A 23,224-nucleotide genomic window follows, 5' to 3' on the forward strand; every position below is an offset into this window, starting at 1 on the left:
CTGGACCCGCCCGGCCACACACCCAGCCGGGCCCAGGCCGGACAGCCACGGGCCAGCCGGACACAGGCCGGACAGCCACGGGCCGGAACACCGCCCAGCCGCACCCAAGGAGACCCCATGAACCCACGCCTCATCCTCGCCACCCTGCTCCTCACCCTGCCCGTCACCCCCACCGCCCACGCCCAGAGCGACAGCGCCGCCATCGCCGCCGCCAGGAAAGCCATCCAGGCCCAGCTGAAACAGAGCACCACCTACTACCTCGGCAAGGGCTACAGGACCGTCAACGCCGACATGCTCGACGTCAACGCCCTCGACGAAGGCGACACCGACAGCGAACTCGTCTACACCCTCACCGCCGGACGCGAATACCTCATCTACGGCGTGTGCGACGACGACTGCAGCGACCTCGACATCAACGTCTACGACGCCAAAGGCAACCTCGTCGCCACCGACGAGGAAGACGACGACGTCCCCGCCGTCACCGTGAAAGTCACCAAAACCGCCGACTACACTATTGAGGTCGCCATGGCCGCCTGCGACAACGATCCCTGCTCCTACGCCGTCGACGTCCTCCAGAAAAAGTAAACCAGACAGCTGGCAGCGGCACTCCGGTTCGCTACTGGAGTGCCGTTCTACACTGCTGTTGATGAAGCAGTACCTCGACCTGATGCGCCACGTGCTGGAGCACGGCACCGACAAGACCGACCGGACCGGCACCGGCACCCGCTCGGTATTCGGCGCGCAGATGCGCTTCGACCTCCGGGGCGGCTTCCCCCTGGTCACCACCAAGAAAGTCCACCTGAAAAGCGTCATCTACGAACTCCTGTGGTTCCTGCGCGGCGAGAGCAACGTCCGCTGGCTTCAGGAACGCGGCGTGAGCATCTGGGACGAATGGGCCGCCCCGGACGGCGAACTCGGCCCCGTGTACGGCGTGCAGTGGCGCAGCTGGCCCACCCTGGACGGGGGCCATATCGACCAGATCGCGCAGGTCATCGAGCAGATCAAACGCACCCCGGACAGCCGCCGCCTGATCGTGAACGCCTGGAACGTCGCCCAGATTGATGACATGGCCCTGCCGCCCTGCCACACCATGTTCCAGTTCTACGTCGCCGACGGACGGCTCAGCTGCCAGCTTTATCAGAGATCGGTCGATTGCGGCCTGGGTCTGCCGTTCAATATTGCCTCGTACGCCCTGCTGACCTTGATGGTCGCGCAGGTCACGGGCCTTGAACCCGGTGAGTTCATTCATACGTCCGGGGACGCTCACATCTACCTGAATCACCTTGATCAGGTGAAAGAACAGCTGACGCGCGAGCCGCACCCCCTCCCCGTGATGCACCTGAATCCAGAGGTCAAGGACATTTTCGATTTCAAATACGAAGATTTCCGACTTGAAGGGTACAAGGCGCATCCTCATATCAAGATGGCCGTTTCCGTCTGACGTGAGTGGGGAGGGCGACGTGAGCGGAGGAATCTACGAAATTCGCCACCGTGAGAGCGGCCGGTATTACGTGGGGCGCACCGAGTGCTTCCGGAGTCGTTTTCGCCAGCACCGCTCTGATCTGCGGTGCGGGCGGCACCACTGCGTCTTTCTTCAGCGGGCGTGGAACAAGTACGGCGCGCAGGCGTTCTCGTTCCACATCGTGACGGTATGCAGTCTCAGTGAAGCGGTTGACATCGAGACGGGGCGACTGGCGCAGGACGATCCACTGAGGTACAACGTCAGCCGGATGTCCAGCGGTGGGGACCTGTTACGGCACCATCCGGATCGGGAGGCGATCCTGACCCGCCGCAGGGCCTCCTCGGCGCGCTTCATGCGGAGCCTGAGTGCGCAGGAGCGGATTCGTCTCTATGGCTGCCCCGGTGAGAAGAACGGCATGTATGGCCGAACCCACAGTGAGGAGAGTCGGCGGAAAATGTCCGAGACGTCGCGCCTGACGGTGAAGAGGGGCAGGGACAGTCCGAATTACGGTCTGAAACGGTCCCCCGAGACTCGGGCTCGACTGTCGGAACTCGCCTCGGCCCGAACGGGCGAACGCAATCCATTCCACGGCCGCACCCACAGTGCAGCAACGAAGGAGAAACTGGCGATGGCCAACAGAGGACGAACACCGACGAATTCCCGTCCCGTTCAGGTGGAGGCCCGGCGGTTCCCCTCGGTCACCGCGGCGGCCCGGCACCTCGGGGTCACGCCTGCTCTGGTGATCTACCGGATCAAATCGCCGAAGTACGCGTACGCTTACGCCCTGCCGCAGCAGGATCACCGGGAGACCCTGTGACCCGTCCGTCCTTCGATGAGCTGGGGCTGGCGACGGCGCGGCTGTGGGCGTCGCGGAGTGCGGACAGCAAGGTGCGGGTGGGGGCGTGCATTCTGGACCGTCATCACCGGGTGGTGGGGGTGGGGTACAACGGGCGCGCGGCGGGCGAGCCGAACGAACGCGAGAGTCTGTCGCAGGGGCACAGTGGGTTCATTCATGCGGAGGTGAACGCGCTGCTGGCCGCGAACTGGAACGGGGAGGGGCACACGCTGTACGTGACGCATGAGCCGTGCGCGGCGTGCGCGCGCCTGATCGTGAATTCGCGGCGGGTGGGGCGCGTGATCTTCGAGACGGCGTACCGGGAGACGAACCGGGTGGAGTCGGGTCTGCCGAGCGGGGAGCGGATCCTGCGGGACGCGGGGATCGAGGTGCGGCATGTCCCGGCCCCCTGAACTGGGCGAGGCTGAGCGGGTAGGCCCGGAACTGGTCGGCATCGTCGCGGTGACCGAGAACGGCGTGATCGGGCGGGATGGGGGGATGCCGTGGCACCTCCCGGCGGATCTGGCGCACTTCCGGTCGCACAGTCGCGGGAAGCCGAACGTCATGGGTCGCAAGGTGTGGGATTCGCTGGGGGGGCGGCCGTTGCCGGGCCGGGCGAACATCGTCCTGACCCGCAATGCGGCGTTCAGCGCGCCGGGCGCGCAGGTAGCGCACTCGCCGCTCGACGCCCTGGCGCTGGCCGGGGACGTGCCGGAGGTGGCGATCATCGGCGGGGCCGAGGTGTACGCCCTGTACCTCCCGCAGTTGAAGCGGGTGGAACTCACGCTGATTCACGCGCAGCTGGACGGGGATACGGTCATGCCGGACCTGGGGGACGGGTGGGTCGTCACGCAGGAGACGACGCGGGCGGCGGACAACGCGAACGTGTTCGACCTGACGTTCCGCACGCTGACCCGCCGCCCCTGATCGGCTCACCGTGCCTTGCCCGCAGACTCGGGCGGGGCGGGGCTGGCAGAATGCCGCTCATGAGTCTGGTGGATGTCGCCATCGTCGGAGCGGGCCCGGTGGGTCTCGCCGCCGCCATCGCCTGCAAGCGTGCAGGCCTGAGTTACGTGGTGCTGGAAAAGGGCTGCGTCGTGAACGCGATCTTCGAGTACCCCACGTACATGTCGTTCTTCACGACCGCGCCGGAACTGGAGATCGGGAATCACCCCATGGTGACCGGGCACGACAAGCCGGACCGCCGTGACGCGCTGATGTACTACCGACTGGTCGCGCAGCGCGAAGCCCTGAACGTCGAGCAGTACACCGAGGTGACGCGCGTGCACGCCGCCCCGGCGGGCTTCACGCTGGAGGTCGAGAAGCGTGACGGCACGCCCGGCGTGGTGGAGGCGCGGCGCGTGGTGGTCGCCACCGGGTACTACGACAACCCCCTGGCGCTGGGCATCGCCGGTGAGGACGGCGAGAACGTCAGCCACTACTACACCGAGGCGCACCCGTTCATGGGCCTGAACGTCACCGTGATCGGCGCCGGGAACAGCGCCGCCGACGCCGCGCTGGACCTGTGGCGCAGCGGCGTTAACGTCACCATGGTCGTCCGCGCGCCCGAACTGAAGAGCACCATCAAGTACTGGGTGCGCCCCGATCTGGAAAACCGCATCAAGGAAGGCAGCATCGCCGCGCACTTCAGTTCCCGCGTGGTCGAGATCCACCCCGAGCACGTCGTCGTGCAGCGCGAGGACGGCACCACCTGGGAGCTGCCGACCGACTTCACGTTCGCGCTGACCGGGTACCGTCCCGACCTCTCCTTCCTGGACGGCCTGAGTCTGGCCACGCAGCCGGACGAGTGCCTGGTGCTGGACGAGCACTACCAGAGCAGCGTCCCGGGCCTGTTCGTGGTGGGCAGCGCAGGCTTCGCCGGGCGCACGAATCAGGTGTTCATCGAGAACGGCCGCTTCCACGCCGATCACGCCGTCGCGGAGATCGCGCGGCAGCTGGCCGAGCGGGGCTTGCAGCCCGCGTAAAGGAAGGCGTTGGGGCCGCCCGGTGCAGACCGCCGGGCGGCCCGTTTCATGGATGTTCTTTTCATGGAGCGGGCCGGGGCGCGTGGAATACTCGCGGCATGACCCCCGCCTCTCGGCGCGCCCTGACCCTGGGTGCCCTGCTGCTCAGTGGCTCCATCGTGACCGCTGCCCTGGCCCAGACGGGCACGGACCCCTCCCCTCCCCCACCGGCGCAGACCATCCCCGCGATTCCGCCCACGCCGCCCGCCCCGCAGCCCACGCCAACTCCGGAGCCCCAGCCCACCCCAGCACCTCAGCCGACCCCGGAACCCACGCCCGCCCCGGCGCCTGAACCCAGCCCGGTCCCGACCCCGGCTCCTCAGCCCGTGCCGCCACCCCCCACGCCCCAGGTCACCCCGGCTCCGGCGAAGATCACGGCCCCGTTGCTGATCACCGTGGAGGCCCAGTGGCCCGCGCTGGTGAACGGCAAGAAGACGACCGTGCCCTTCAGCCGCACCCTGACCATTCCCGGCAAGCGCGTGGAGGTCATCCGGGCGCGCGGCGTCATCACCGAGAGCCTCGATCAGGAACTCACTGCCTTTCTGAAGGCCCTGCCTACCACCGCGCAGGACGCCCGCTTCGAGCAGCTGTGGGACGGCTGGGCGGTCGTGCAGCGCAATGGGCTGAAGGTGGACGTCGCGAAGGCCCGCGCGAACCTGCTGGCCGCCATCAAGGATCCCAAGGGAATCAAAGTGACCATCCCCGTGACGGGGCAGGTCGCGCCGAAACGCACCCTGGAGTACTTCGCGTCCCGCGGCATCACCGCGCACCTGGGCACCGGGCAGACGAACTACTACGGCAGCAGCGCCGCCCGCGTCACGAACATCCACGTGGGCACCCGCCGCTTCCAGGACCGCCTGCTGGACGGGAAGACCGTGTCGTTCAACCAGATGGTCGGCCCCATCACCACCGGGACGGGCTTCGTGACCGGGCTGGTCATCGCGGGGGAACGCACCGCGAACGGCGTGGGCGGCGGCATCTGTCAGGTCAGCACGACCGTGTTCCGCGCGCTGTACGCGGCGGGTCTGCCCATCCTGCAACGCCAGAACCACTCGTATCAGGTGCACTACTACGACCCGCAGGGCCTCGACGCGACCATCTACCAGCCCAGCCTGGACCTGAAGTTCGCCAACGACACCGGCGGCTCCCTGTGGTTCCAGAGCGACTGGGACGACGAGTCCTCCACCCTGACCGTGAACGTGTTCGGCAAGGCTCGCGACTTCACCGTCGAGATCGGTGCGCCCCGCACCCTGAGCAGCACGCCCTCCCCCGCCGACCGGTTGATTCCCGACGCCACGCTGGCCAGGGGGCAGCGCAAGCAGGTGGACTGGGCGGCACCCGGCGCGGTGATCGAGGTCACCCGCAAATTCATGCGCGACGGGAAGGCGTTCAAGCAGGACACCCTGAAGAGCACCTACCGGCCCTGGCCGAACATCTACCTCGTCGGCACCCGCTGACCGCGTGACACACAGAGGCGGCCCCGGTGACTGGGGCCGCCTCTCGCCTGTTGTGGTCGCCTGCTCCGTTATTCCTCGGCGGCGTAGCCCAGGATCTCCAGAATCCGGTCGAGTTCCTCACGGGACGCGTAGTTCAGTTCCACGCGGCCCTTGTCCTCGCCCGTGATGCGTACGCGGGTGCCGGTGCGGCGGCTCAGGTCGAGTTCCACCTGCCGGAACGCGCGCGGCGGGTTCACCTTGATCGGCGTGGGCTCGCGCTTCTCGCGTTTCAGGGCCTCGGCCTCACGGACGCTGAGGCTGCGGGCCGTGATCTGCTCCAGCGCCCAGGCGCGGTCCGTGTCGGGCTGCGCGAGGATCGCGCGGGCGTGCCCGGCGCTGATCTGCCCGTCGTCCAGCGCCCGCAGTGCCGGGGCGGGCAGCGTCAGCAGGCGCAGGGCGTTCGACACGGCGCTGCGGCTCTTCCCGACCGCCTGCGCCACGCCCTCCTGATTCAGGCCCTGCTCCATGAGCGCCTGGTACGCGCGGGCCTCTTCCAGCGCGCCCAGGTCCTCGCGCTGCAGGTTCTCCACGATCGCGATCTCCAGCGCCTCGCGGTCCCCGAGGTCCCGGATGATCACCGGCAGTTCGGTCAGTCCGGCGAGCTGACTGGCGCGCCAGCGGCGTTCCCCGGCGACGATCTCGAAGTGGTCGTCCCGCGGGCGGACCAGCAGCGGTTGCAGGACGCCCTTGTCGCGGATGCTCTGCGCGAGTTCCGCCAGGGACTCCGGCGTGAACACCTGACGCGGCTGATACGCGGCCTGCACGATCTTCTCGACCTTCAGGGACTGCACCTGCGCGCCCGGCGCACTCTCGGCGGGTTTGCCGAGCAGGGCGTCCAGGCCGCGGCCCAGGCTAGATTTTTTCGACACGCTGCATCACCTCCTCGCTCAGGCGCTTGTACGCCGCCGCGCCCGCCGAGAGGGGCGCGAACGCGTTGATGGGCTTGGCGAAACTGGGCGCCTCGGACAGGCGCACGTTGCGCGGCACGACCGACCAGAACACCAGCTCCCCGAAATGCTGCCGGACCATGCTCTCGACGTCCTGCGAGAGGTTCGTGCGCCCGTCGAACATCGTCAGCACGACGCCCAGCACCTTCAGGCGGGGGTTCAGGCCGCCCTGCACGCGCTCGACGGTCTCCATCAGGCCCGCCAGACCCTCCAGGGCGTAGTACTCGGCCTGCAGGGGAATCAGCAGCGCGTCGGCGGCGGCCAGTACGTTCACGGTCAGCGGCCCCAGGCTGGGCGGCGCGTCGATCAGCACCACGTCGTACCCGCTGATGGACGCCAGCAGACGCGTCAGGGCGTCCGGGTCCTCCGCGAGCTCCACGCCCGCCCCCGCAAGGTCCGGCGTGGCGGGCAGCAGGAAGAGGTTCGCCTGCACCGTCTCCACGGTGTACTCGGCCGCGCGGGCCGGTTCGCCCAGCGCCTCGTATAGGCCCTGCGTGGCGCCGCGCTGCCCAAGCCCGCTCGTGGCGTTCGCCTGCGGGTCCATGTCCAGCAGCAGCACGCGCTTGCCGCCCGCCGCGAGGTACGCGCCGAGGTTGACGGCGGTGGTGGTCTTGCCCACCCCGCCCTTCTGATTGACGACGCCCAGGACCTTCATCGCGGTCCCCGCGTGTGTTCGTGTCGCATGCCGTTCACCGTGCCGTCCAGAATAGCGGCTGCTGGTTGGGAACACCCTCGCGTCTGGGGTACTTCTTCGGGGTGGGTCCGACCTTCTCGATCACGACCAGGGTGCGCGCGTCGCCCAGCACCGGCAGGGTGAAGGCATCCACCTCGGTCACGCGGCCCCCGACCTCGCCCGCCGCGCGGCGACCGGCGTGCAGTTCCTCCTCGCTGATCGGCCCCTTCTGCGCCACGAGCAGTCCGCCGGGTTTCAGCAGCGGCAGGCCCAGTTCCGCCAGGATCGGCAGGGCCGCCACCGCGCGGCACACCACCCGGTCGTACGTCTCGCGGTGGTCCGGGTCGCGCCCCAGCGTCTCGGCGCGGCCCACCAGCGGCGTGACGCCCGTGAGGTTCAGCGCCTCGGCGGCCGAGCGCACGAAGTCGATCTTCTTGCGGATCGAGTCGAGCGGCGTGAAGGCCACCTCCGGGCGCACGATCGCCAGCGGCAGCGTCGGGAAGCCCGCCCCGGTCCCGATGTCCAGCACGCGCAGGCCCGAGCCGTCCAGGTGCCCACCGCGCAGGCAGCTCAGGGAATCCACGAAATGCTTCAGGACGATGTCCGATTCCGTCTTCAGCGCCGTGAGGTTCACGCGGCTGTTCGCCTCGACGAGCAGGGCCAGCAACTGCTCGAACCGCGGCAGTTGCTCCTCGACGTTCAGCCCGAGTTCCGCCGCACCCTGATCGAGGAGCGCTTGTCCTTCTGGCGTCACAGGCCGTACCTGACTTTCATATCCTGATACCTCTCGTAGACGTGTTCATCGATGTCCTCCAGCGGCAGCCGGTCCAGCAGGGGCAGCAGCGTCTCGCGCAGCACCTCGCCGCGCGCCATCCACTGAAAATAGCGCCTGCCGCCGTGGTTGTACGGTCCGTACAGCTTCGAGCCGGGGCACAGGCGCAGCAGCGTCTCGAAGAGTTTCTGGTGGCGGGTGTGCATTCGCAGCGTGATCTGCGGCTGCTTGCCGTCCCCGCCGAAGTGCCCCTCGCCGATCAGAATGCCCAGCAGCAGGCCGTCCTCGAAGGGGGTGTTGGTGGTGTTCACTGCTCCAGTCATCAAGCCTCCGTTGTTTCACCGTCAAGTTTCCCGTGAAACGCAGGTGCGGTCAAGCGACGAAACGATCGGAGGGTGATCTTCCCTGCGATCCGTCTTGTTTCACCGTCAGGTTTCCCGTGAAACGTCCCCACCCCGCTGCTTCAGGTGCACCAGCAGCGCGCTGATATCCGCGTGTCGCACGCCGGAAATCCGGCTGGCCTGCTCCACGGTCCGGGGCTGGGCGCGGCCCAGTTTCTCGCGCGCCTCGTTCGACAGCGCCGCGATCCCGCCGAAATCCACACCCTCCAGGCTCAGGCCGCGCGAGCGGTCCTCGGCGCGCAGCTGCACCTCGGCCCGGCGGATGTACCCGGCGTACTTCACGCGGATCTCCACCGCCTCGCGCTCGGCGGGCGACAGCCCGGGCAGGGTCACGCCCAGCGCCTCCACGTCCGGCAGGCTGAACTCCGGGCGGCGCAGCCACGCGTCCCCGGTCTGCCCCTGCGCCCGCTGCGCCTCCAGCGCCGCGATCCCGCCCTGCACCCGCGCGTACTTCGCCTGCACCCGCGCCAGTTCCGCATCGTCCACCAGCCCCAGCGCGTGCCCGATGGGGGTCATGCGCTCGTCGGCGTTGTCCTGACGCACCAGCAGGCGGTGCTCCACGCGGCTGGTCATCATGCGGTACGGCTCGTTGCTGCCCTTGAACACCAGCTCGTCCAGCAGCACGCCGATGTACCCGGTCTCGCGCCCGATGAGGGCCTCCTGCTCACCCAGCGCGCGGCGGGCCGCGGCCGTCCCGGCGATCAGGCCCTGAGCGGCCGCCTCCTCGTAGCCGCTCGTGCCGTTGATCTGCCCGGCGGTGAACACGCCCGGCATCAGTTTCGATTCGAGGTTCAGGGACAGTTCCAGCGAGTCCACCACGTCGTACTCCACGGCGTACGCGTAGCGCTGGATGACCGCCTGCTCGAAGCCCGGCAGCGACCGTACCAGCGCGTCCTGCAGGTGCGGCGGCAGCGACGAGCTGAAGCCCTGCAGGTACACCTCGCTGGTCTGCACGCCGTCCGGCTCCACGAACAGCAGGTGCCGGTCGTGATGCGCGAACCGCACGACCTTGTCCTCGATGCTGGGGCAGTAGCGCGGCCCCAGGCCCTCGATATCCCCGGAGTACATCGGGGATTCGTGCAGGTTCTCGTTGATCAGACGGTGCGTCTCAGACGTCGTGTGCGTCTGCCACGTGGGGGACTCGGCGGCGCGCGGGCCGGGCGTGCCGGTGAACCCACGCGGGTCCGGATCGGCCGGGATCTCCAGCAGTTCGGCGAAGTTCACCGCGTCGGCCCGCACGCGCGGCGGCGTGCCGGTCTTGTAGCGCTTCAGGACGTGCCCGGCGCGCGCCAGCGGCGCGGACAGGAAGCGCGCGGGCGGCTCGCCCTGGCGGCCCTCGGCGCGGGACTGCCGCCCGTACCACGTCACGCCGCGCATGAACGTCCCCGCCGCCACCACGACGCTGCGGGCCGCCAGCCGTCGCCCGTCGGTCGTGACGACCAGCCAGCCGCCCCTCCCGTCACTTTCCAGATCGGCGGCCTCGCCACGCAGGATGTCGATGTTCGGATGCCCGAAGATCACGTCCTGGGCGCGCTCGGCGTACGCGTCGCGTTCGTTCTGCACGCGCAGGGACTGCACGGCCGGGCCCTTGCTGGCGTTCAGCGTGCGGGTGTGGATCGCGGTCTCGTCGGCCAGTCGGCCCATCAGGCCGCCCAGGGCCTGCAGCTCGAACACCAGCTGGCTCTTGCCGGGGCCGCCCACCGCCGGGTTGCAGGGCATGCGGCCCACGGTAGCGGGGTTGCCGATCAGCAGGGCCACGCGGGAGAACTTCGCGGCGGCCCACGCCGCTTCCAGTCCCGCGTGCCCACCACCTATGACCAAGACATTCCAGCCGCTCATCAGCCCACCAGTGTACCCGCCCCGAGAATGGGAAACGGTGATCCCGTGCGGTGTGGTGTGCCGCCTGATGGGGGTGACCGGCCCAGCCGATCAGGGCCGTTGAGCCGCGCTGACCGCCCGCCTACCATGGGGGGTATGAACTTCGAGCAGCTGCGCGCCGACCTGATCGGGACCGACACCGTGATCCGCACGCCCTTCGGGGAGCGGCGCGTCACGTACGCCGATTACGTCGCGTCGGGCCGCGCGCTGCGCAGCGTCGAGGACCGCGTCGCGACCCTGGCGCTGCCGCTGTACGCGAACACCCACACCGAGGACAGCGCGACCGGCGCGCACTCCACGCACCTGACCCATCAGGCGGCCGAGTACGTCAAGGGGCAGCTGGGCGGCGATCAGACCTGCAAGCTGGTGTTCTGCGGGTCCGGCAGCACGGCGGCCGTGCGGCGCATGCAGGACATCCTGGGCCTGACGGTGGGCGCCCACCACCGCGCCGCGATCCTGGCGGGCATGGCGGTGGGGGAGAGGCCGGTCGTGTTCGTCGGCCCGTACGAGCATCACAGCAACGAGATCAGCTGGCGCGAGACGCTGGCCGAGGTCGTGGAGATCCCCCTGTGCGAACGCGGGAACCTGGATCTGGACGCCCTGGTCGCCGCGCTGAAGGACCCGCGCTACGCGGGGCGGCCCAAGATCGGGTCGTTCAGCGCCGCGAGCAACGTGACCGGCCTGCTGACCGATACCCGCTCGGTGGCGCGCATCCTGCATGCGCACGGCGCGTACGCGTTCTTCGACTTCGCCGCCAGTGGGCCGTACGTGACCATCGACATGAAACCGGGCCGTCCCGACGGGTACGACGCGGTGTTCCTCAGCCCGCACAAGTTCGTGGGTGGCCCCGGCACGCCGGGCCTGCTGTGCTTCCGCGAGGACCTGTACCGGCTGGCGGTGCCCAGCACGCCGGGGGGCGGTACGGTGCGCTTCGTGAACCGCGAGCGGCAGGTGTACGTGGAGGACATCGAGGCCCGCGAGGACGCCGGGACGCCCGCGATCCTCGGGAAGATCCGCACGGCGCTGGCCTTCCGCGTCAAGGCCGAGCTGGGCGCCGCGCAGATCACGGCGCGGGAGCACGAACTGTTCGCCCGCGCCCTGACCCGCCTGGGCGCGAATGCCCAGATCAGACTGCTGGGGAACCTGGAGGCGCCCCGGCTGGCCTTCCTGTCGTTCCTGACCTTCACGCCCGGCGGGCGGCAGCTGCACCCCCGGCTGGTCGTGCGGCTGCTGAACGACCTGTTCGGCATCCAGGCGCGTGGCGGCTGCGCCTGCGCCGGACCGTACGGGCACGTGCTGCTGAACGTGGATGACCAGACCAGCGAGCGGTACCTGCAGTGCGCGCTCAATCACGTGGACGGCGTGAAGCCCGGCTGGACGAGGCTCAACTTGGCCCCGTGGGCCACCGACGAGGAGGTGGAGTTCCTGCTGGACGCCATCGAGTTCGTCGCGGAGTTCGGCGAGCGCTTTGTGGCGCTGTACGCCTTCGACTGGGAGTCCGGCGCGTGGACGCACCCGGCGGACGCCGCCCCGATGGAGCTGTTCGGGGACGCGCGGCCCCGGACGGCGGCGGGCGCGGTCCCGTACGCCAGCTACCTGCGCGAGGCGCGCGCCCTGGCGGCAGACCTGAGTCCGGCAGGGGAGGGGAGGGCGGTGCCGCCGCACGTGCCGGAGGATCTGGTGTTCTTCGCCCACTGATCCGGAGTGGCGGTTCTGGCTCCCTGGCGTCCGGCTGGTCTGGACGCCAGGGAGCTTCTGTGAGGAGGCCGCAGGGCTGGAACCGGTTCGCCTTCCGGGGCAGGATTCGCGCCTCATGGACAAAGCGTCTAAAATGCCTAACGAGCGTTTGCTAGACAGATGAACTTCCGGACGTGCCCAGGCCCCAGCGGCGGCGGCGCGCACCCGGTCAGGAGGCCCCAGCCCATGATTCAACCCTTCACCCCCGAACCCATCCGCTTCGTCGCGGAAGACGGGACGCCGGTGCAGCCCCTCCCGGAGCGCTACACGCCCGAGGTGCTGCGCGACCTGCACCGCCTGATGCTCCAGGCGCGCGAATTCGACCGCAAGCTCATCACGCTGCTCCGGCAGGGCCGCACCACCTTCTACGCGCAGTCCAGCGGTATGGAGGCCACCCAGGTGGGCCTCGCCCGCTCGATCCGCGTCGGGCACGACTGGGTCTGGCCGTACTACCGCGACCACACCCTGGGCCTCGCGATGGGTGTGCCCATGGCGGAACTGATCAGCCAGTGCCTGGGCACGAACAGCGACTCCTGCCGGGGCCGCCAGATGCCGCACCACTTCGCCGCGCAGCGCCAGAACTTCGTGTCCATCAGTTCCTCCATCGCGTCGCAGGTGCCGCCCGCCGCCGGGAACGCCATGGCGCAGAAGTACCTCGGCGTGGACGAGATCACCGTCTGCACCTTCGGGGACGGCGCCACGAGTGAAGGCGACTGGCACGCCGGGATGAACATGGCGGGCGCCGCGCAGGCCCCCGCGCTATTCGTCTGCGAGAACAACCAGTGGGCAATCAGCACCAGCATCCGCGAGCAGACCGCCAGCGAGACCATCCACATCAAGGCGAAAGCGTACGGCATGCCCGGCTACTACGTGGACGGCAACGACATCATCGCCGTCATGGAAGTCTGCTCATTTGCCGCCGAGCAGGTCCGCAGCGGTCAGGGCCCCGCCCTGGTCGAGTGCCTCACCTACCGCGTGGGCTCGCACAGCAACGCGGACGCGGACGCCGAGAAGCACTACCGCACCCGCGAGGAAGTCGACGCGTGGCTGGCCCGTGACCCCATCACCCGCCTGGAGAACCTCCTGGCGCACCTGGGGCACCCCGTGACCGCCGAGGAACGCGCCGCGCTGATCGCGCAGACGCACCGCGAGGTGGACGAGCAGGTGCTCGCCGCCGAGGCGACCGGGCAGCCCGACTGGCGCATCATGTTCGAGGACGTGTACGCCGACCTGCCCGACCACCTGCGCCAGCAGGAAGCCTTCCTGCGCGCCGAGCAGACCGGAGGCCGCGCATGACCGCCACCCAGACCCGCCCGGAGGCTGCCCCCATGACGACCGGCCGCACCATCAACCTCATCCAGGCCGTCACCGAGGCCATCGCCGAGGAGATGGAACGCGACCAACGGGTCGTGCTGTTCGGCGAGGACGTCGGCGCGCGCGGCGGCGTGTTCATGGCCACCGCCGGCCTGCAGGAACGCTTCGGCAAGCACCGCGTCTTCGACACGCCGCTGAGCGAGGCCAGTATTGTCGGCGCCGCCGTCGGCATGGCCGTGCGCGGCCTGCGCCCCATCGCGGAAATCCAGTTCGCGGACTACATGGGCCCCGGCTTCGACCAGATCATCTCGCAGGCCGCCAAGATCCGCTACCGGTCGGCGGGGCAGTTCACGGCGCCCATGGTCATCCGCACGCCCTCGGGCGGCGGCGTGAAGGGCGGGCACCACCACAGCCAGAGCCCTGAGAGCTACTACACCCACACCCCGGGCCTGAAGGTCGTCATGCCCAGCACCCCCTACGACGCCAAGGGCCTGCTGAAGGCCGCGCTGCGCGGCGAGGACCCGGTCATCTACTTCGAACCCAAACGCCTCTACCGCGCCGCCAAGGGCGAGGTGCCCGACCACGACTATGTCGTGAAACTGGGCGAGGCCGCCGTGCGCCGCGAGGGCAGCGACCTGAGCCTCATCGGTTACGGCGGCGTGATGCCCGACCTGGAGAAGGCCGCCGACGCCCTGGCCGCCGAGGGCGTCAGCGTCGAGGTCATCGACCTGCGTTCCCTGGTGCCCTGGGACCGCGACCGCGTCCTGACCAGCGTCCAGAAGACCGGCCGGGCCGTCCTCGTCAGCGAGGCGCCGCGCATCAGCAACTTCATGGGCGAGGTCGCGTACGTCATCCAGGAGCAGGCCTTCGATTATCTGACCGCCCCCGTCGGTCAGGTGGCGGGCTTCGACACGCCGTACCCGTACGTGCAGGACAAGGTGTACCTGCCCGGCGCGAACCGCATCGTGGCCGCCTGCGTCCAGGCCCTCAACTACTGACCCCGTCCCCTGGCCCCTAAGCTGTCTCCATGCGACCTGACCTGCTGCGCCCCCTGCTGGGCACCCTGGGCCTGCTGATCGGCTTCACGCTCTACGCCCTCGCGGGAAAACTCGCCGAACCCTGGCAGAGCGTCGCCATCGGCGGCATGTTCGCCCTGCTGGGCCTGTCGGCCTGGGTGTACGCGCGCGGGGAACGCTGGATCCAGGGGCTGGGCCTGCTGCTGCTCATCTACGGACTGCTGCGCGCCACCGTGCTGCGCTGAACCGACACACCACCGCGTTTCTCCGTTCCGTGGCCGTGAGGAAAGCACTCCCGTCCACTCCACTCCAAACCGCTGTGCATCACGGTTTCTCGCTCCGCTCGGGTCAGGGGCTTTCGGGAACACCGCCCTCAAGACCCCTGACCACCGAAAAACGAGGTTCACCATGAAAGAAGTGCTGCTGCCCGAACTGGCCGAGAGTGTCGTCGAGGGCGAAATCCTGAAGTGGCTGGTGCAGGAGGGCGACACCATCGCCCTGGAACAACCCCTGTGCGAGGTCATGACCGACAAGGTCACCGTGGAACTCCCCAGCCCGGTCGCCGGGGTGCTCAGCAAGCGCCTCGCGGGCGAGGGGGACGTGGTGGCCGTGCACGCCGCCATCGCCCTGATCGACGAGACCGGCGGGGCCGCCGCTGCCCCCGCCCCTGCCGCCACTGCACCCGCCCCCGCTGCCGCGCCGCTGAGCACGCAGGCGCAGGAGGAACGCGAGCAGGTGGGCGGCAGCATCGTCGAGGCCGGACACCTCCAGAAGGGGGCGGACGACGATTCCACCAGCCTCTTCAAGGCGTTCTCCAGTGACGAGAAGGTGCAGGTGCAGGGCCTCGGCGCGCGCCAGCCCGCCGCGCCCGCCGCACCCACCCAGCCGACCCGCGCGGACGGCCGCGTGCTGGCCGTGCCCGCCGCGCGGCAGCTGGCGCGTGAACTGAACCTCGACCTGACCCAGGTGCGTGGCAGTGGCCCCAACGGCCGCATCCGCGTGAGCGACGTGCTGGCCCACCAGGGCATCAACCAGGGTCAGGCGGCCCCCATGCATACGGCCCCCGCCCAGACCGCCGCCCCGGCCCAGGCGCCCGCACAGGCGGCCCAGCCCGCCCCCGCCGCGAAGGCCCCCGCTGCGGGCGGGATGCCCGTCGCGCCCGTGCAGTACCGCACGCCCAAGGGCTACGAGCACCTCGAGGACCGCGTGCCGCTGCGGGGCATGCGCCGCGCCATCAGCAACCAGATGCAGGCCAGCCACCTGTACACGGTGCGCACCCTGACCGTGGACGAGGTGAACCTCAGCAAGCTCGTCGAGTTCCGCGCGCGCGTCAAGGACGACGCCGCTGCGGCGGGCGTGAAGCTGTCGTACCTGCCGTTCATCTTCAAGGCCGTCGCGGCAGCGCTGCGGAAGTTCCCCAGCCTGAACACTAGCTTCGACGAGGCCACCCAGGAGATCGTCCAGAAGCGCTATTACAACATCGGCATGGCCGTCGCCACCGACGCGGGCCTGACCGTGCCCGTCCTGAAGGACGTGAACCACAAGAGCGTCTTCGACCTCGCCCGGGAAGTCAGCGACCTCGCCGCGCGCGCCCAGGGCGGCAAACTCCAGGCGGACGAACTGGCGGGCAGCACCTTCAGCGTCACGAACATCGGCTCGATCGGCGCGCTGTTCTCCTTCCCGATCATCAACGTGCCCGACGCCGCCATCCTCGGCATCCACTCCATCCAGAAGCGGCCCATCGTGGACGAATACGACAACATCGTCGTGGCGCACATGATGTACCTCAGCCTGTCCTTCGACCACCGCCTCGTGGACGGCGCGGAAGCCGCGCGCTTCTGCAAGGAGGTCATCCGCCTGCTGGAAAACCCCGATCGGCTGATGCTCGAAGCCATGTAAATCCGGCTTCGAAAGGGGAGGCGGCCAGCCAGTCTGGTCCGCCTCCTCTCGCATGAAGGGCTCCTGAGGCACCTCGCATCTTCCCGCCGGCCGGGACGGCGCAAGCTGAGGGCATGACCGACGAGCAGAAGACCGGGTACGACCCCGCCAACAGCAGCCCCGCCGAGGGCCAGAGCCACGCCATTCCCGACGAGGCAAAGGGCAAGGACCCGAACATCGACCCGGCCGCGAAACCCGAACCTGCCGAGGGTGGCCGGGATGAGGTGGAGAGCGACAGCACGCCCGGCCAGTCCTGAGGCTGTGACCGACCCGACCCCCCTGAACGTGGCCCGCCCGGATGACGAGCGGGCCGCGCTGCTCGTGTGGATGCACGGCACCCTGCGGCCCGAGTACGGCGAGCGCCCCCTGACACCCCGCCGGGAGCCGCTGCACGAGCTGATCAGCACGATCCTCTCGCAGCGCACCACGCACGCCGACGAGGAAGCCGCGTACCGTGAACTGCGGACGCTGGGCGACTGGGACGCCATCATCGCCGCGCCCGTGGAGGCCGTGGCGCACGCCATCCGGCGCAGCAACTACCCCGAGAGCAAGGCCCCACGCATCCAGGCGACCCTGGCCGCGCTGCGCGACTCGCCCGGCGGGTACGACCTCGACCACCTGCGCGACCTGCCGGTGAAGGACGCCCTGAAGTTCCTGACCGACCTGCCCGGCGTGGGCATCAAGACCGCCAGTCTGGTGCTGCTGTTCAATTTCGCCCGCCCGGTCTTCCCGGTGGACACACACGTGCACCGCGTCACGACCCGCGTGGGCGCCATCCCGAAGATGGGCGAACAGGCCGCGCACCGCGCCCTCCTGAAACTCCTGCCGCCCGACCCGGCGTTCCTGTACGAACTGCACGTGAACCTGCTGCGCCACGGGCAGCGGGTGTGCTCGTGGTACGACCCGAAGTGCGGCGCGTGCGTGCTGCGCTTCCGCTGCGACGCCCACGCCCAGTACGGGGATGGGGTGCCTGCCTGGAAGGGGTGAGGCGGCGCGCCCTGGCCTGCCGTGTCACGCTGGGGGCATGTGGCGCTGGCTGCTCCCCCTGCTGATCGTCCCGGCGATCCTGTACGCCGTGACCGGTGGGTCGGTGGGTCCCCCGCCGCCGCTGGAGGTGCGCCGCGTGACCCCTGTGACCCTGCCGGAACCCCGTGACCTGCCCGAACTGCTGGCCCGCCTGGACGCCTGGGTGGCGCGTGAGGTTCCCCTGCAACACGCGACCCTGCGCCCCGGCGTGACAGACGCCGCGCTGGACGCCTTCGAGGTGCGGCAGGGCGTGACGCTGCCCCCGGCCCTGCGCGCCCTGTACCGCTGGCATGACGGCGGCGACCTGTTCGGCCTGAAATTCCTGAGCCTGGAGCATCTGGAATTCCAGCGGGTGGCGTGGGCGGAACTCGCCGCCGACCGCATGACCGATCTGGACGAGGTCGTGGTGTCGCACCCGCCCGGCGCGATCCGCCTCCTATATGCCACGGGCGACTGGCTGCCGTTCCTGCACGACGGGGGCGGGAACCACGTGGCGATTGACCTGCATCCTGGCCCAGCTGGGCGGCCAGGGCAGGTGATCACGGTCGGCCCGGACGAGGACGACCGCTACGTGCTGGCGCCCGATCTCGACACCTTCCTGCGCGAGTACCTGCGCCGCCTGGAATCGGGGCGGGTCACGGTGCGCCGCCTGGGCGGGTACGCGACCGAAACCTGGGAGGTGCGCCTGCAGGAGCCGGGCGGGCGTGCCCCGGACACGTACGGGTTGCTGGCCCACCTGTTCCCTGGATTCGGCGCGGCACCCGAGCGCATGGACACCCGCTGGCACTGATGTCACATCAGCTCAGGTGCGCGCGGGCCAGCGCCTCGCCCTCCTGCCGGGCAGCGTGAACGACGGGGCATGTGGGCTGCGGGTGGCCTTCCCGGGGTACACCGACCTGCCGGGTGCCGACCGTGTCGGCCCCGAGGGTCTGGTGGTACGCGCTCAGGAAGGCCAGCAGCGCCGAGGCGGTCTGCTGGTCTTCAGGGTGCATGATCAGCCGCGTTCGCGTTCGCGCAGGATCAGCTGGATGAGGCCCATCAGGACCAGTTCGTCGTCCTGCCCAGCGCGCGGCTGCAACTCCTCGACGGTGAAGCGGCGCGCCATGCAGCTGCGTTTCTTGTGCACGCGGTACGCCGCCTGCCCGCCCGTGTCGGTCACGGTGTACGTGGGGTTCACGAGGTAGTCGAAGCCCATGGCGATGAAGTCCCCGACGAATGGAATGGCGTCCAGCGCGCCCTCGATCAGGCCCAGCCAGGGGTGATCGTCGCGGATGGCGAAGCGGGGTTCGCCGTTCGGGCCGAGCAGGTCGTACCCGGCGGCCCACAGGGTCCGCATGCCCTGCGCCTGGAGGGCGCCGACGGGCGTGCCGTCCATGCGTTCGATCAGGCGTGACGCCTTCCAGTCGAGCGCGCCCGCGAGGAAGCCCTTGGCTTTCATGCGGTGCGTCTGGACCTGTTTCTGCTCGTCGCGGTAGATGCGGACCTCGTCGCGGACGCTGAATTTCTTCTCCTTGACGACCGCGACGAGCTGCCCGCGCGCGTCGGTGACGCGCAGTTCGGTGAAGAGACTGAATTTGAATTCCAGCGTCAGGGGGAAGGCGAGGCTCATGCCCCCGGGTACGGGCCTACTCGCGGGTCGGTTCCCAGACGTCGAGGCGGGTGCCGCGCGCCACGCCCGCCCCCTGCGCCCAGGTGTGCGCGGGCTGCGCCTTGCGCGCCTCGGGCTGCACGGTGCGGATCAGCACGGCGCCCTCCTGCGCGGCAACGGTCAGGCCGCCCTCGCTGACGCCCAGCACCTCGCCCGGCTGGCCGCTGCCCTCCGTGACGCTGAGGCCCGCGAGTTTCAGGCGGGCGCCGCCCAGGAACGCGGTCGTCTGCGGCCACGCCGCCACGCCCCGGGAGCGGTTCACGATCTGCGCGGCGGTGTCGGTCCAGCGGACGAAGCCGTCCTCCTTGACCAGCATGGGCGCGTGCGTGGCGAGTGTCTCGTCCTGCGGGGTGGGGGAGAGGCCGTCCAGGTTCGACAGGGCCTGCACGATCAGCCGCGACGCCTGCACACTCAGGGCGTCCGCCAGGTCGAGGCTGGTCCACTCCGGCGCGATGGACAGCGCCTCCTGCAGCAGCACCGGGCCGGTGTCCATGCCCTCGTCGGTCTGCATGATCGTCGTGCCCGTCACCGCCTCGCCGTTGATCAGCGCCCACTGGATCGGCGCGGAGCCCCGGTACGCGGGCAGCAGGCTGGTGTGCGTGTTCAGGAACCCGTAGCGGGGAATGTTCAGCACGCTGAGGGGCAGGATCTTCCCGTACGCGCAGGTGACCGCCACGTCCGCGCCGGACTCGCGCAGCGTCGACTCGAACGCCGCGTTCCCCCGCAGCTTCTTGGGCTGCGCGAGGGGCAGGCCCAGTTCCGCCGCGCGGGCCGCGACGGGCGGGGGCGTCAGCTTCAGGCCGCGCCCCACCGGCTTGTCCGGCTGCGCCACGACCAGCACCACCTGAAAGTGCTCGCGGATCGCGTCGAGCACCGGCAGCGCGAACGCGGGCGACCCGAAGAACGCCACGCGCGGCCCGCCGCCGGTCAAAGGCCCGCCTTGCGCTGCCGCTCGTGCGCGGCCAGATCGTTCAGGAACGTGCGGGACTTCTGCTGGATCGCCAGCAGCTCCTTGCGGTAGTCCTCGGTCACCTCGGCGGGCAGGCGGTCCAGGAACAGCACGCCGTCCAGGTGATCCGCCTCGTGCTGGAACACCCGCGCCAGGAAATCATCCGCCTCGATCACGCGGGCCACCCCGTCCAGGTCGGTGTAGCTGACCTGCACGGCGCGGGCGCGCGGCACGCCCTCCTCGTAGATGCCGGGAATGCTCAGGCACCCCTCCTGGTACGAGCGGTCCTTCTTCTTGTCGATGACCTTCAGCACCGGGTTCAGCATCACGAAATCACGCAGCACGCGGGACTTCAGCGGCCTGTCCTGGCCCTCGTTCTCCTCCTCGTCGTCCTCGTACTCGACCGCCACGAACAGCCGCACCGGCAGGCCGATCTGCGGCGCGGCCAGCCCCACGCCGTGCGCCTCGAACATCGTCTCCAGCATGGTGTCCGCCACCTGACGCACCGTCTGCGGATCGAAACCCGGCACGGTCAGGGTGTCGGTCGCCTGGAGGGGCTTGGCCTTGCGGCGCAGGACGGGGTCACCGTACAGGCGCAGCGGGTACACGCGGGGGGAGGCAGGGTCGCTCACAATGCTCCTGTTTTACCAGAACGCCCCCAGAAGCGACCCTGCCCTGCCTTCCAGATCCCGCCGGGCGGCGGGTGGGGGGAGTGTGAAGTGCGCCTTAAAGAAACCGGCCCACGGGGGTCAGGCTGAGCTGCTCACATGACCGGACGACCCTCAAGCCCCGTCCTGCCTTCAAGGAGCCCCTCATGCGACCCAACCTGCTGACCCTGACCGCCATCCTGGCCCTGACCGCGCCCCTGCACTTCGCCGCCGCACAGACCGACACCACCCAGACCACCACGACGCAGACGCCCGCCGCGCTCGCCGCCGACGCCCGCGCCCTGGCCGACAAGGCCCGCGCCACTTACCCCAGGGGCAGCGCGAACATCGACCAGACCCTCTGGAAGCAGGCCGCCGCCGCCGCCGAGGCCGCCGTCGCCGCCGCGCCCGGCAACCCCGAGTACCTGAAACTCCGGGCGAACATTTATACCGAGGTCGGCTTCTGGAAACAGGCGGAAACCACCTGGACCGCGTACTTCCAGGCGGCCCCGAACGCCGCGCAGAACACCCCGGAAGCCAAGAGTGCCGCCACGGTCCAGTACAACCTCGGGTACGCCGCGTATACCCGCAACCAACCGGATCAGGCCGCGAAGTTCTTCGACACCTGCCTGACCTTCGACCCCGCCAGCGCCCCCTGCGCCACCTGGGCCGCCCGCACCGCCCTGGAAGCCGGGCAGTACGCGCTGGCCCGCACCCTCTACGACCGCGCGCTGACGCTGAACCCCGGCGACAAGACCCTGGCGTACTTCCGCGCCCTGACCGACAGGGCCGCGCAGTACGGCCCCGCCGCCACCCGCGCCTTCAGCCGCGCGTACGGCGACCTGGACGCCGGACGCAAAGCCCAGGCCCTCGCCGGATTCCAGGAGGCCGCCCGCAGCGCCCCCAACTTCGCCGACGCGCAGCGCGAAGCCGGACGTCTCGCCCTGGACCTGAACAACACCCAGGCCGCGCTGGACGCGTACACGGCCCTGAGCGCCCTGCCCGGCGCGACCGCCAGCGACCGGTACAACCTCGCCCTCGCCCAGGAAGCGCAGACCTACGGCCTCCAGGCCGTCCGCACCTACCGCGCCGCGTACGCCAAGTACGCCGCCGGGAACAAGGCGGCCGCCGAAGAGGGCTTCCAGGCCGCCACCACCCAGAACCCCAGATACGCCAAAGCCTGGGCGTGGCTGGGCCGCACCCGCTACGAACGCAAGGACTACCCCGGCGCGACCGCCGCGTACACCCAGGCCGTCGCCCTGGACCCCACCGACAAGAGCAGCGCCTACTACCTGAAACTCGCCCAGCAGGGCAAGTAACGTCGGAAGGAGGGAGGCCCCTGCGATGAGGGGCCTCTTTCTGATTCAGTCCGGGATGAGGTCGTGGGGGTCGGGCGTCAGGCACGCGGCCCACGCGGCCTCGAATTCCGCGCGGTCCAGGCCCCGGCCGATCACCACGAGTTCGGACGTGCCGTCACCAGCCTCCCAGGCGTCGGCGGTGAACAGGTCCCGCACCGCCTGGAACAGGATGCGCTGCGGGTAGCCGAACAGATCCAGGAACCCCTTGGCGCGCAGCACCTCCGCCGGGCGGGACAGCAGGTAGTCGGTCATGAAGCGCTGCCACGCGTACGGGTCCAGGGGGCGCTCCGCGCGCAGCGTGAAGGACTTCAGGCCCGGCGTGTGCGCCGCGCGGATATCCACGCCGTCCAGCACGCGCGGGTCGAAATCGTCGCGGGCCAGCAGCGCTTCCGCGTCGACCTGCCCCTGCTCCACTCGTTTGATGTCGGCCAGGGGATTCACGCCGCGCAGCACGCCCTGCGCGTGGTCCAGCAGGGCCGGGTCGGCGAGGTCGGTCTTGTTCAGCACGACCACGTTCGCGTACGCCAGTTGCCGCGCCGCCTCCGGATGCTCCCGCAGCGTCTGCAGGGCGTGCCGGGCGTCCACGACCGCCACGAGCGTCGTCACGCGGAACGCCGCGCGCACCGACCGTTCCAGCAGCGTCGTCAGGACCGGCGTCGGGTCCGCCACGCCGGACAGTTCCACGATCACCGCGTCCGGCTTCTGTTCGCGCATGGCGATCGTCACCAGCGCCCGCAGCAGATCATCCCGGCCCGTGCAGCACAGGCACCCGGCCGTCAGTTCCGTCACGTCGTCCTGCAGCCGCTCGATCAGGCTGCCGTCCACGCCCTGCGCGCCGAACTCGTTCACGATCACACCCAGCCGGTGCGGCAGCGACCGGATCAGGTGATTCACCAGCGTCGTCTTCCCGGCCCCCAGAAAGCCGCCCACCACCACCACAGGAATCCGGTCATCCGGCCGCGCACTCGTCATGCCGCGCAGCATACGAGGTGACCGGCGCGGGAAATGGAACGGGGAAGGCGGGACTCCTCACACGGATTCCGTCTGTTTCGTTGACAACCCGGCAGTGCACCGGGTTGCCAACTCCACGCCCGGAATCCGTT

26 protein-coding genes are annotated in these 23,224 nt (G+C 69.7%); 16 read left to right on the forward strand and 10 right to left on the reverse strand.

Features of this window, described 5'->3' with window-relative positions:
* The first annotated feature begins 117 nt into the window (after positions 1-117).
* From DEIGR_RS00425 to DEIGR_RS00455, 7 genes are all read left to right on the forward strand, one after another.
* The gene (locus DEIGR_RS00425) at positions 118-585 is read left to right on the forward strand and encodes a hypothetical protein (protein WP_058974319.1); all 468 of its coding nucleotides are present in this window, start codon (positions 118-120) and stop codon (positions 583-585) included.
* Between the two features lie 61 nt (positions 586-646).
* A complete protein-coding gene (locus tag DEIGR_RS00430) occupies positions 647-1,441 on the forward strand; it encodes a thymidylate synthase (RefSeq protein WP_058974321.1) in 795 nt (264 codons plus the stop codon).
* Between the two features lie 19 nt (positions 1,442-1,460).
* Positions 1,461-2,279 (forward strand): NUMOD3 domain-containing DNA-binding protein, encoded by an 819-nt coding sequence (locus tag DEIGR_RS00435; RefSeq protein WP_160329899.1) that lies wholly within the window; start codon positions 1,461-1,463, stop codon positions 2,277-2,279.
* On the forward strand, positions 2,276-2,710 hold the full coding sequence (locus tag DEIGR_RS00440; RefSeq protein ID WP_058974325.1) for a deaminase: 435 nt from the start codon (positions 2,276-2,278) through the stop codon (positions 2,708-2,710). The genes DEIGR_RS00435 and DEIGR_RS00440 overlap by 4 nt, the downstream gene beginning before the upstream one ends.
* Positions 2,694-3,224 carry a dihydrofolate reductase gene (locus tag DEIGR_RS00445; RefSeq protein ID WP_058974327.1) on the forward strand — a complete coding sequence of 177 codons (531 nt, stop codon included), beginning with the start codon at positions 2,694-2,696 and terminating at the stop codon, positions 3,222-3,224. The genes DEIGR_RS00440 and DEIGR_RS00445 overlap by 17 nt, the downstream gene beginning before the upstream one ends.
* A 59-nt stretch (positions 3,225-3,283) precedes the next feature.
* Positions 3,284-4,282, forward strand: a complete 999-nt coding sequence (locus tag DEIGR_RS00450; protein ID WP_058974330.1) for a YpdA family putative bacillithiol disulfide reductase — start codon at positions 3,284-3,286, stop codon at positions 4,280-4,282.
* A gap of 98 nt (positions 4,283-4,380) precedes the next feature.
* Entirely contained in the window at positions 4,381-5,778 is a 1,398-nt protein-coding gene (locus DEIGR_RS00455; protein WP_058974332.1) for a VanW family protein, read from the forward strand.
* A gap of 68 nt (positions 5,779-5,846) precedes the next feature.
* Here the strand turns inward: DEIGR_RS00455 and parB are convergent, their stop codons facing one another.
* The 5 genes from parB to mnmG all read right to left on the reverse strand — a co-directional run bounded on the left by parB (position 5,847) and on the right by mnmG (position 10,449).
* Complete coding sequence (parB, locus tag DEIGR_RS00460; RefSeq protein WP_058974334.1) at positions 5,847-6,686, reverse strand: ParB/RepB/Spo0J family partition protein ParB; 840 nt, start codon at positions 6,684-6,686, stop codon at positions 5,847-5,849.
* The gene (locus DEIGR_RS00465; protein ID WP_269083784.1) at positions 6,670-7,494 is read right to left on the reverse strand and encodes a ParA family protein; all 825 of its coding nucleotides are present in this window, start codon (positions 7,492-7,494) and stop codon (positions 6,670-6,672) included. Before DEIGR_RS00465 ends, parB begins: the two co-directional genes overlap by 17 nt.
* Positions 7,454-8,191 carry a 16S rRNA (guanine(527)-N(7))-methyltransferase RsmG gene (gene rsmG, locus DEIGR_RS00470; protein ID WP_058974336.1) on the reverse strand — a complete coding sequence of 246 codons (738 nt, stop codon included), beginning with the start codon at positions 8,189-8,191 and terminating at the stop codon, positions 7,454-7,456. The genes DEIGR_RS00465 and rsmG overlap by 41 nt, the downstream gene beginning before the upstream one ends.
* Positions 8,188-8,532 (reverse strand): hypothetical protein, encoded by a 345-nt coding sequence (locus DEIGR_RS00475; protein WP_046843728.1) that lies wholly within the window; start codon positions 8,530-8,532, stop codon positions 8,188-8,190. The genes rsmG and DEIGR_RS00475 overlap by 4 nt, the downstream gene beginning before the upstream one ends.
* Positions 8,533-8,637: 105 nt before the next feature.
* The gene (gene mnmG / locus DEIGR_RS00480; RefSeq protein WP_058974338.1) at positions 8,638-10,449 is read right to left on the reverse strand and encodes a tRNA uridine-5-carboxymethylaminomethyl(34) synthesis enzyme MnmG; all 1,812 of its coding nucleotides are present in this window, start codon (positions 10,447-10,449) and stop codon (positions 8,638-8,640) included.
* 135 nt (positions 10,450-10,584) lie between these two features.
* On the opposite strand from mnmG, the gene DEIGR_RS00485 reads away from it, so the two are divergent.
* From DEIGR_RS00485 to DEIGR_RS00520, 8 genes are all read left to right on the forward strand, one after another.
* Complete coding sequence (locus DEIGR_RS00485) at positions 10,585-12,186, forward strand: aminotransferase class V-fold PLP-dependent enzyme (protein WP_058974339.1); 1,602 nt, start codon at positions 10,585-10,587, stop codon at positions 12,184-12,186.
* 225 nt (positions 12,187-12,411) lie between these two features.
* On the forward strand, positions 12,412-13,521 hold the full coding sequence (locus DEIGR_RS00490) for a thiamine pyrophosphate-dependent dehydrogenase E1 component subunit alpha (RefSeq protein ID WP_058974342.1): 1,110 nt from the start codon (positions 12,412-12,414) through the stop codon (positions 13,519-13,521).
* On the forward strand, positions 13,518-14,537 hold the full coding sequence (locus tag DEIGR_RS00495) for an alpha-ketoacid dehydrogenase subunit beta (protein ID WP_058974344.1): 1,020 nt from the start codon (positions 13,518-13,520) through the stop codon (positions 14,535-14,537). Before DEIGR_RS00490 ends, DEIGR_RS00495 begins: the two co-directional genes overlap by 4 nt.
* A gap of 29 nt (positions 14,538-14,566) precedes the next feature.
* A complete protein-coding gene (locus DEIGR_RS00500; protein WP_058974346.1) occupies positions 14,567-14,800 on the forward strand; it encodes a hypothetical protein in 234 nt (77 codons plus the stop codon).
* Positions 14,801-14,963: 163 nt separating this feature from the next.
* The gene (locus tag DEIGR_RS00505) at positions 14,964-16,454 is read left to right on the forward strand and encodes a dihydrolipoamide acetyltransferase family protein (RefSeq protein WP_058974348.1); all 1,491 of its coding nucleotides are present in this window, start codon (positions 14,964-14,966) and stop codon (positions 16,452-16,454) included.
* Positions 16,455-16,567: 113 nt separating this feature from the next.
* On the forward strand, positions 16,568-16,750 hold the full coding sequence (locus DEIGR_RS00510; protein ID WP_058974351.1) for a hypothetical protein: 183 nt from the start codon (positions 16,568-16,570) through the stop codon (positions 16,748-16,750).
* Complete coding sequence (locus DEIGR_RS00515) at positions 16,713-17,480, forward strand: endonuclease III domain-containing protein (RefSeq protein ID WP_058974353.1); 768 nt, start codon at positions 16,713-16,715, stop codon at positions 17,478-17,480. The genes DEIGR_RS00510 and DEIGR_RS00515 overlap by 38 nt, the downstream gene beginning before the upstream one ends.
* Positions 17,481-17,517: 37 nt before the next feature.
* Positions 17,518-18,309, forward strand: a complete 792-nt coding sequence (locus tag DEIGR_RS00520; RefSeq protein ID WP_058974355.1) for an SMI1/KNR4 family protein — start codon at positions 17,518-17,520, stop codon at positions 18,307-18,309.
* Between the two features lie 7 nt (positions 18,310-18,316).
* Here DEIGR_RS00520 and DEIGR_RS00525 read toward each other — a convergent pair whose 3' ends face one another.
* The 4 genes from DEIGR_RS00525 to def are packed head-to-tail and all read right to left on the reverse strand — an operon-like array spanning position 18,317 to position 20,748.
* Positions 18,317-18,511, reverse strand: a complete 195-nt coding sequence (locus DEIGR_RS00525) for a hypothetical protein (protein WP_058974356.1) — start codon at positions 18,509-18,511, stop codon at positions 18,317-18,319.
* A 2-nt stretch (positions 18,512-18,513) separates the two neighbouring features.
* Complete coding sequence (locus DEIGR_RS00530) at positions 18,514-19,128, reverse strand: LURP-one-related/scramblase family protein (protein WP_058974358.1); 615 nt, start codon at positions 19,126-19,128, stop codon at positions 18,514-18,516.
* 16 nt (positions 19,129-19,144) lie between these two features.
* Positions 19,145-20,098 carry a methionyl-tRNA formyltransferase gene (gene fmt, locus DEIGR_RS00535; protein WP_058974360.1) on the reverse strand — a complete coding sequence of 318 codons (954 nt, stop codon included), beginning with the start codon at positions 20,096-20,098 and terminating at the stop codon, positions 19,145-19,147.
* A complete protein-coding gene (gene def / locus DEIGR_RS00540; RefSeq protein ID WP_058974362.1) occupies positions 20,095-20,748 on the reverse strand; it encodes a peptide deformylase in 654 nt (217 codons plus the stop codon). Before def ends, fmt begins: the two co-directional genes overlap by 4 nt.
* A gap of 182 nt (positions 20,749-20,930) precedes the next feature.
* Here def and DEIGR_RS00545 point away from each other — a divergent pair, with 182 nt between their 5' ends.
* Positions 20,931-22,082: a tetratricopeptide repeat protein gene (locus tag DEIGR_RS00545; RefSeq protein ID WP_058974365.1), complete on the forward strand. Its 1,152-nt coding sequence runs from the start codon at positions 20,931-20,933 to the stop codon at positions 22,080-22,082.
* A gap of 45 nt (positions 22,083-22,127) precedes the next feature.
* Here DEIGR_RS00545 and DEIGR_RS00550 read toward each other — a convergent pair whose 3' ends face one another.
* Positions 22,128-23,093, reverse strand: a complete 966-nt coding sequence (locus DEIGR_RS00550; RefSeq protein WP_083523870.1) for a CobW family GTP-binding protein — start codon at positions 23,091-23,093, stop codon at positions 22,128-22,130.
* Positions 23,094-23,224: the final 131 nt, after the last annotated feature.

Source organism: Deinococcus grandis, from assembly GCF_001485435.1.
Lineage (GTDB): Bacteria > Deinococcota > Deinococci > Deinococcales > Deinococcaceae > Deinococcus > Deinococcus grandis.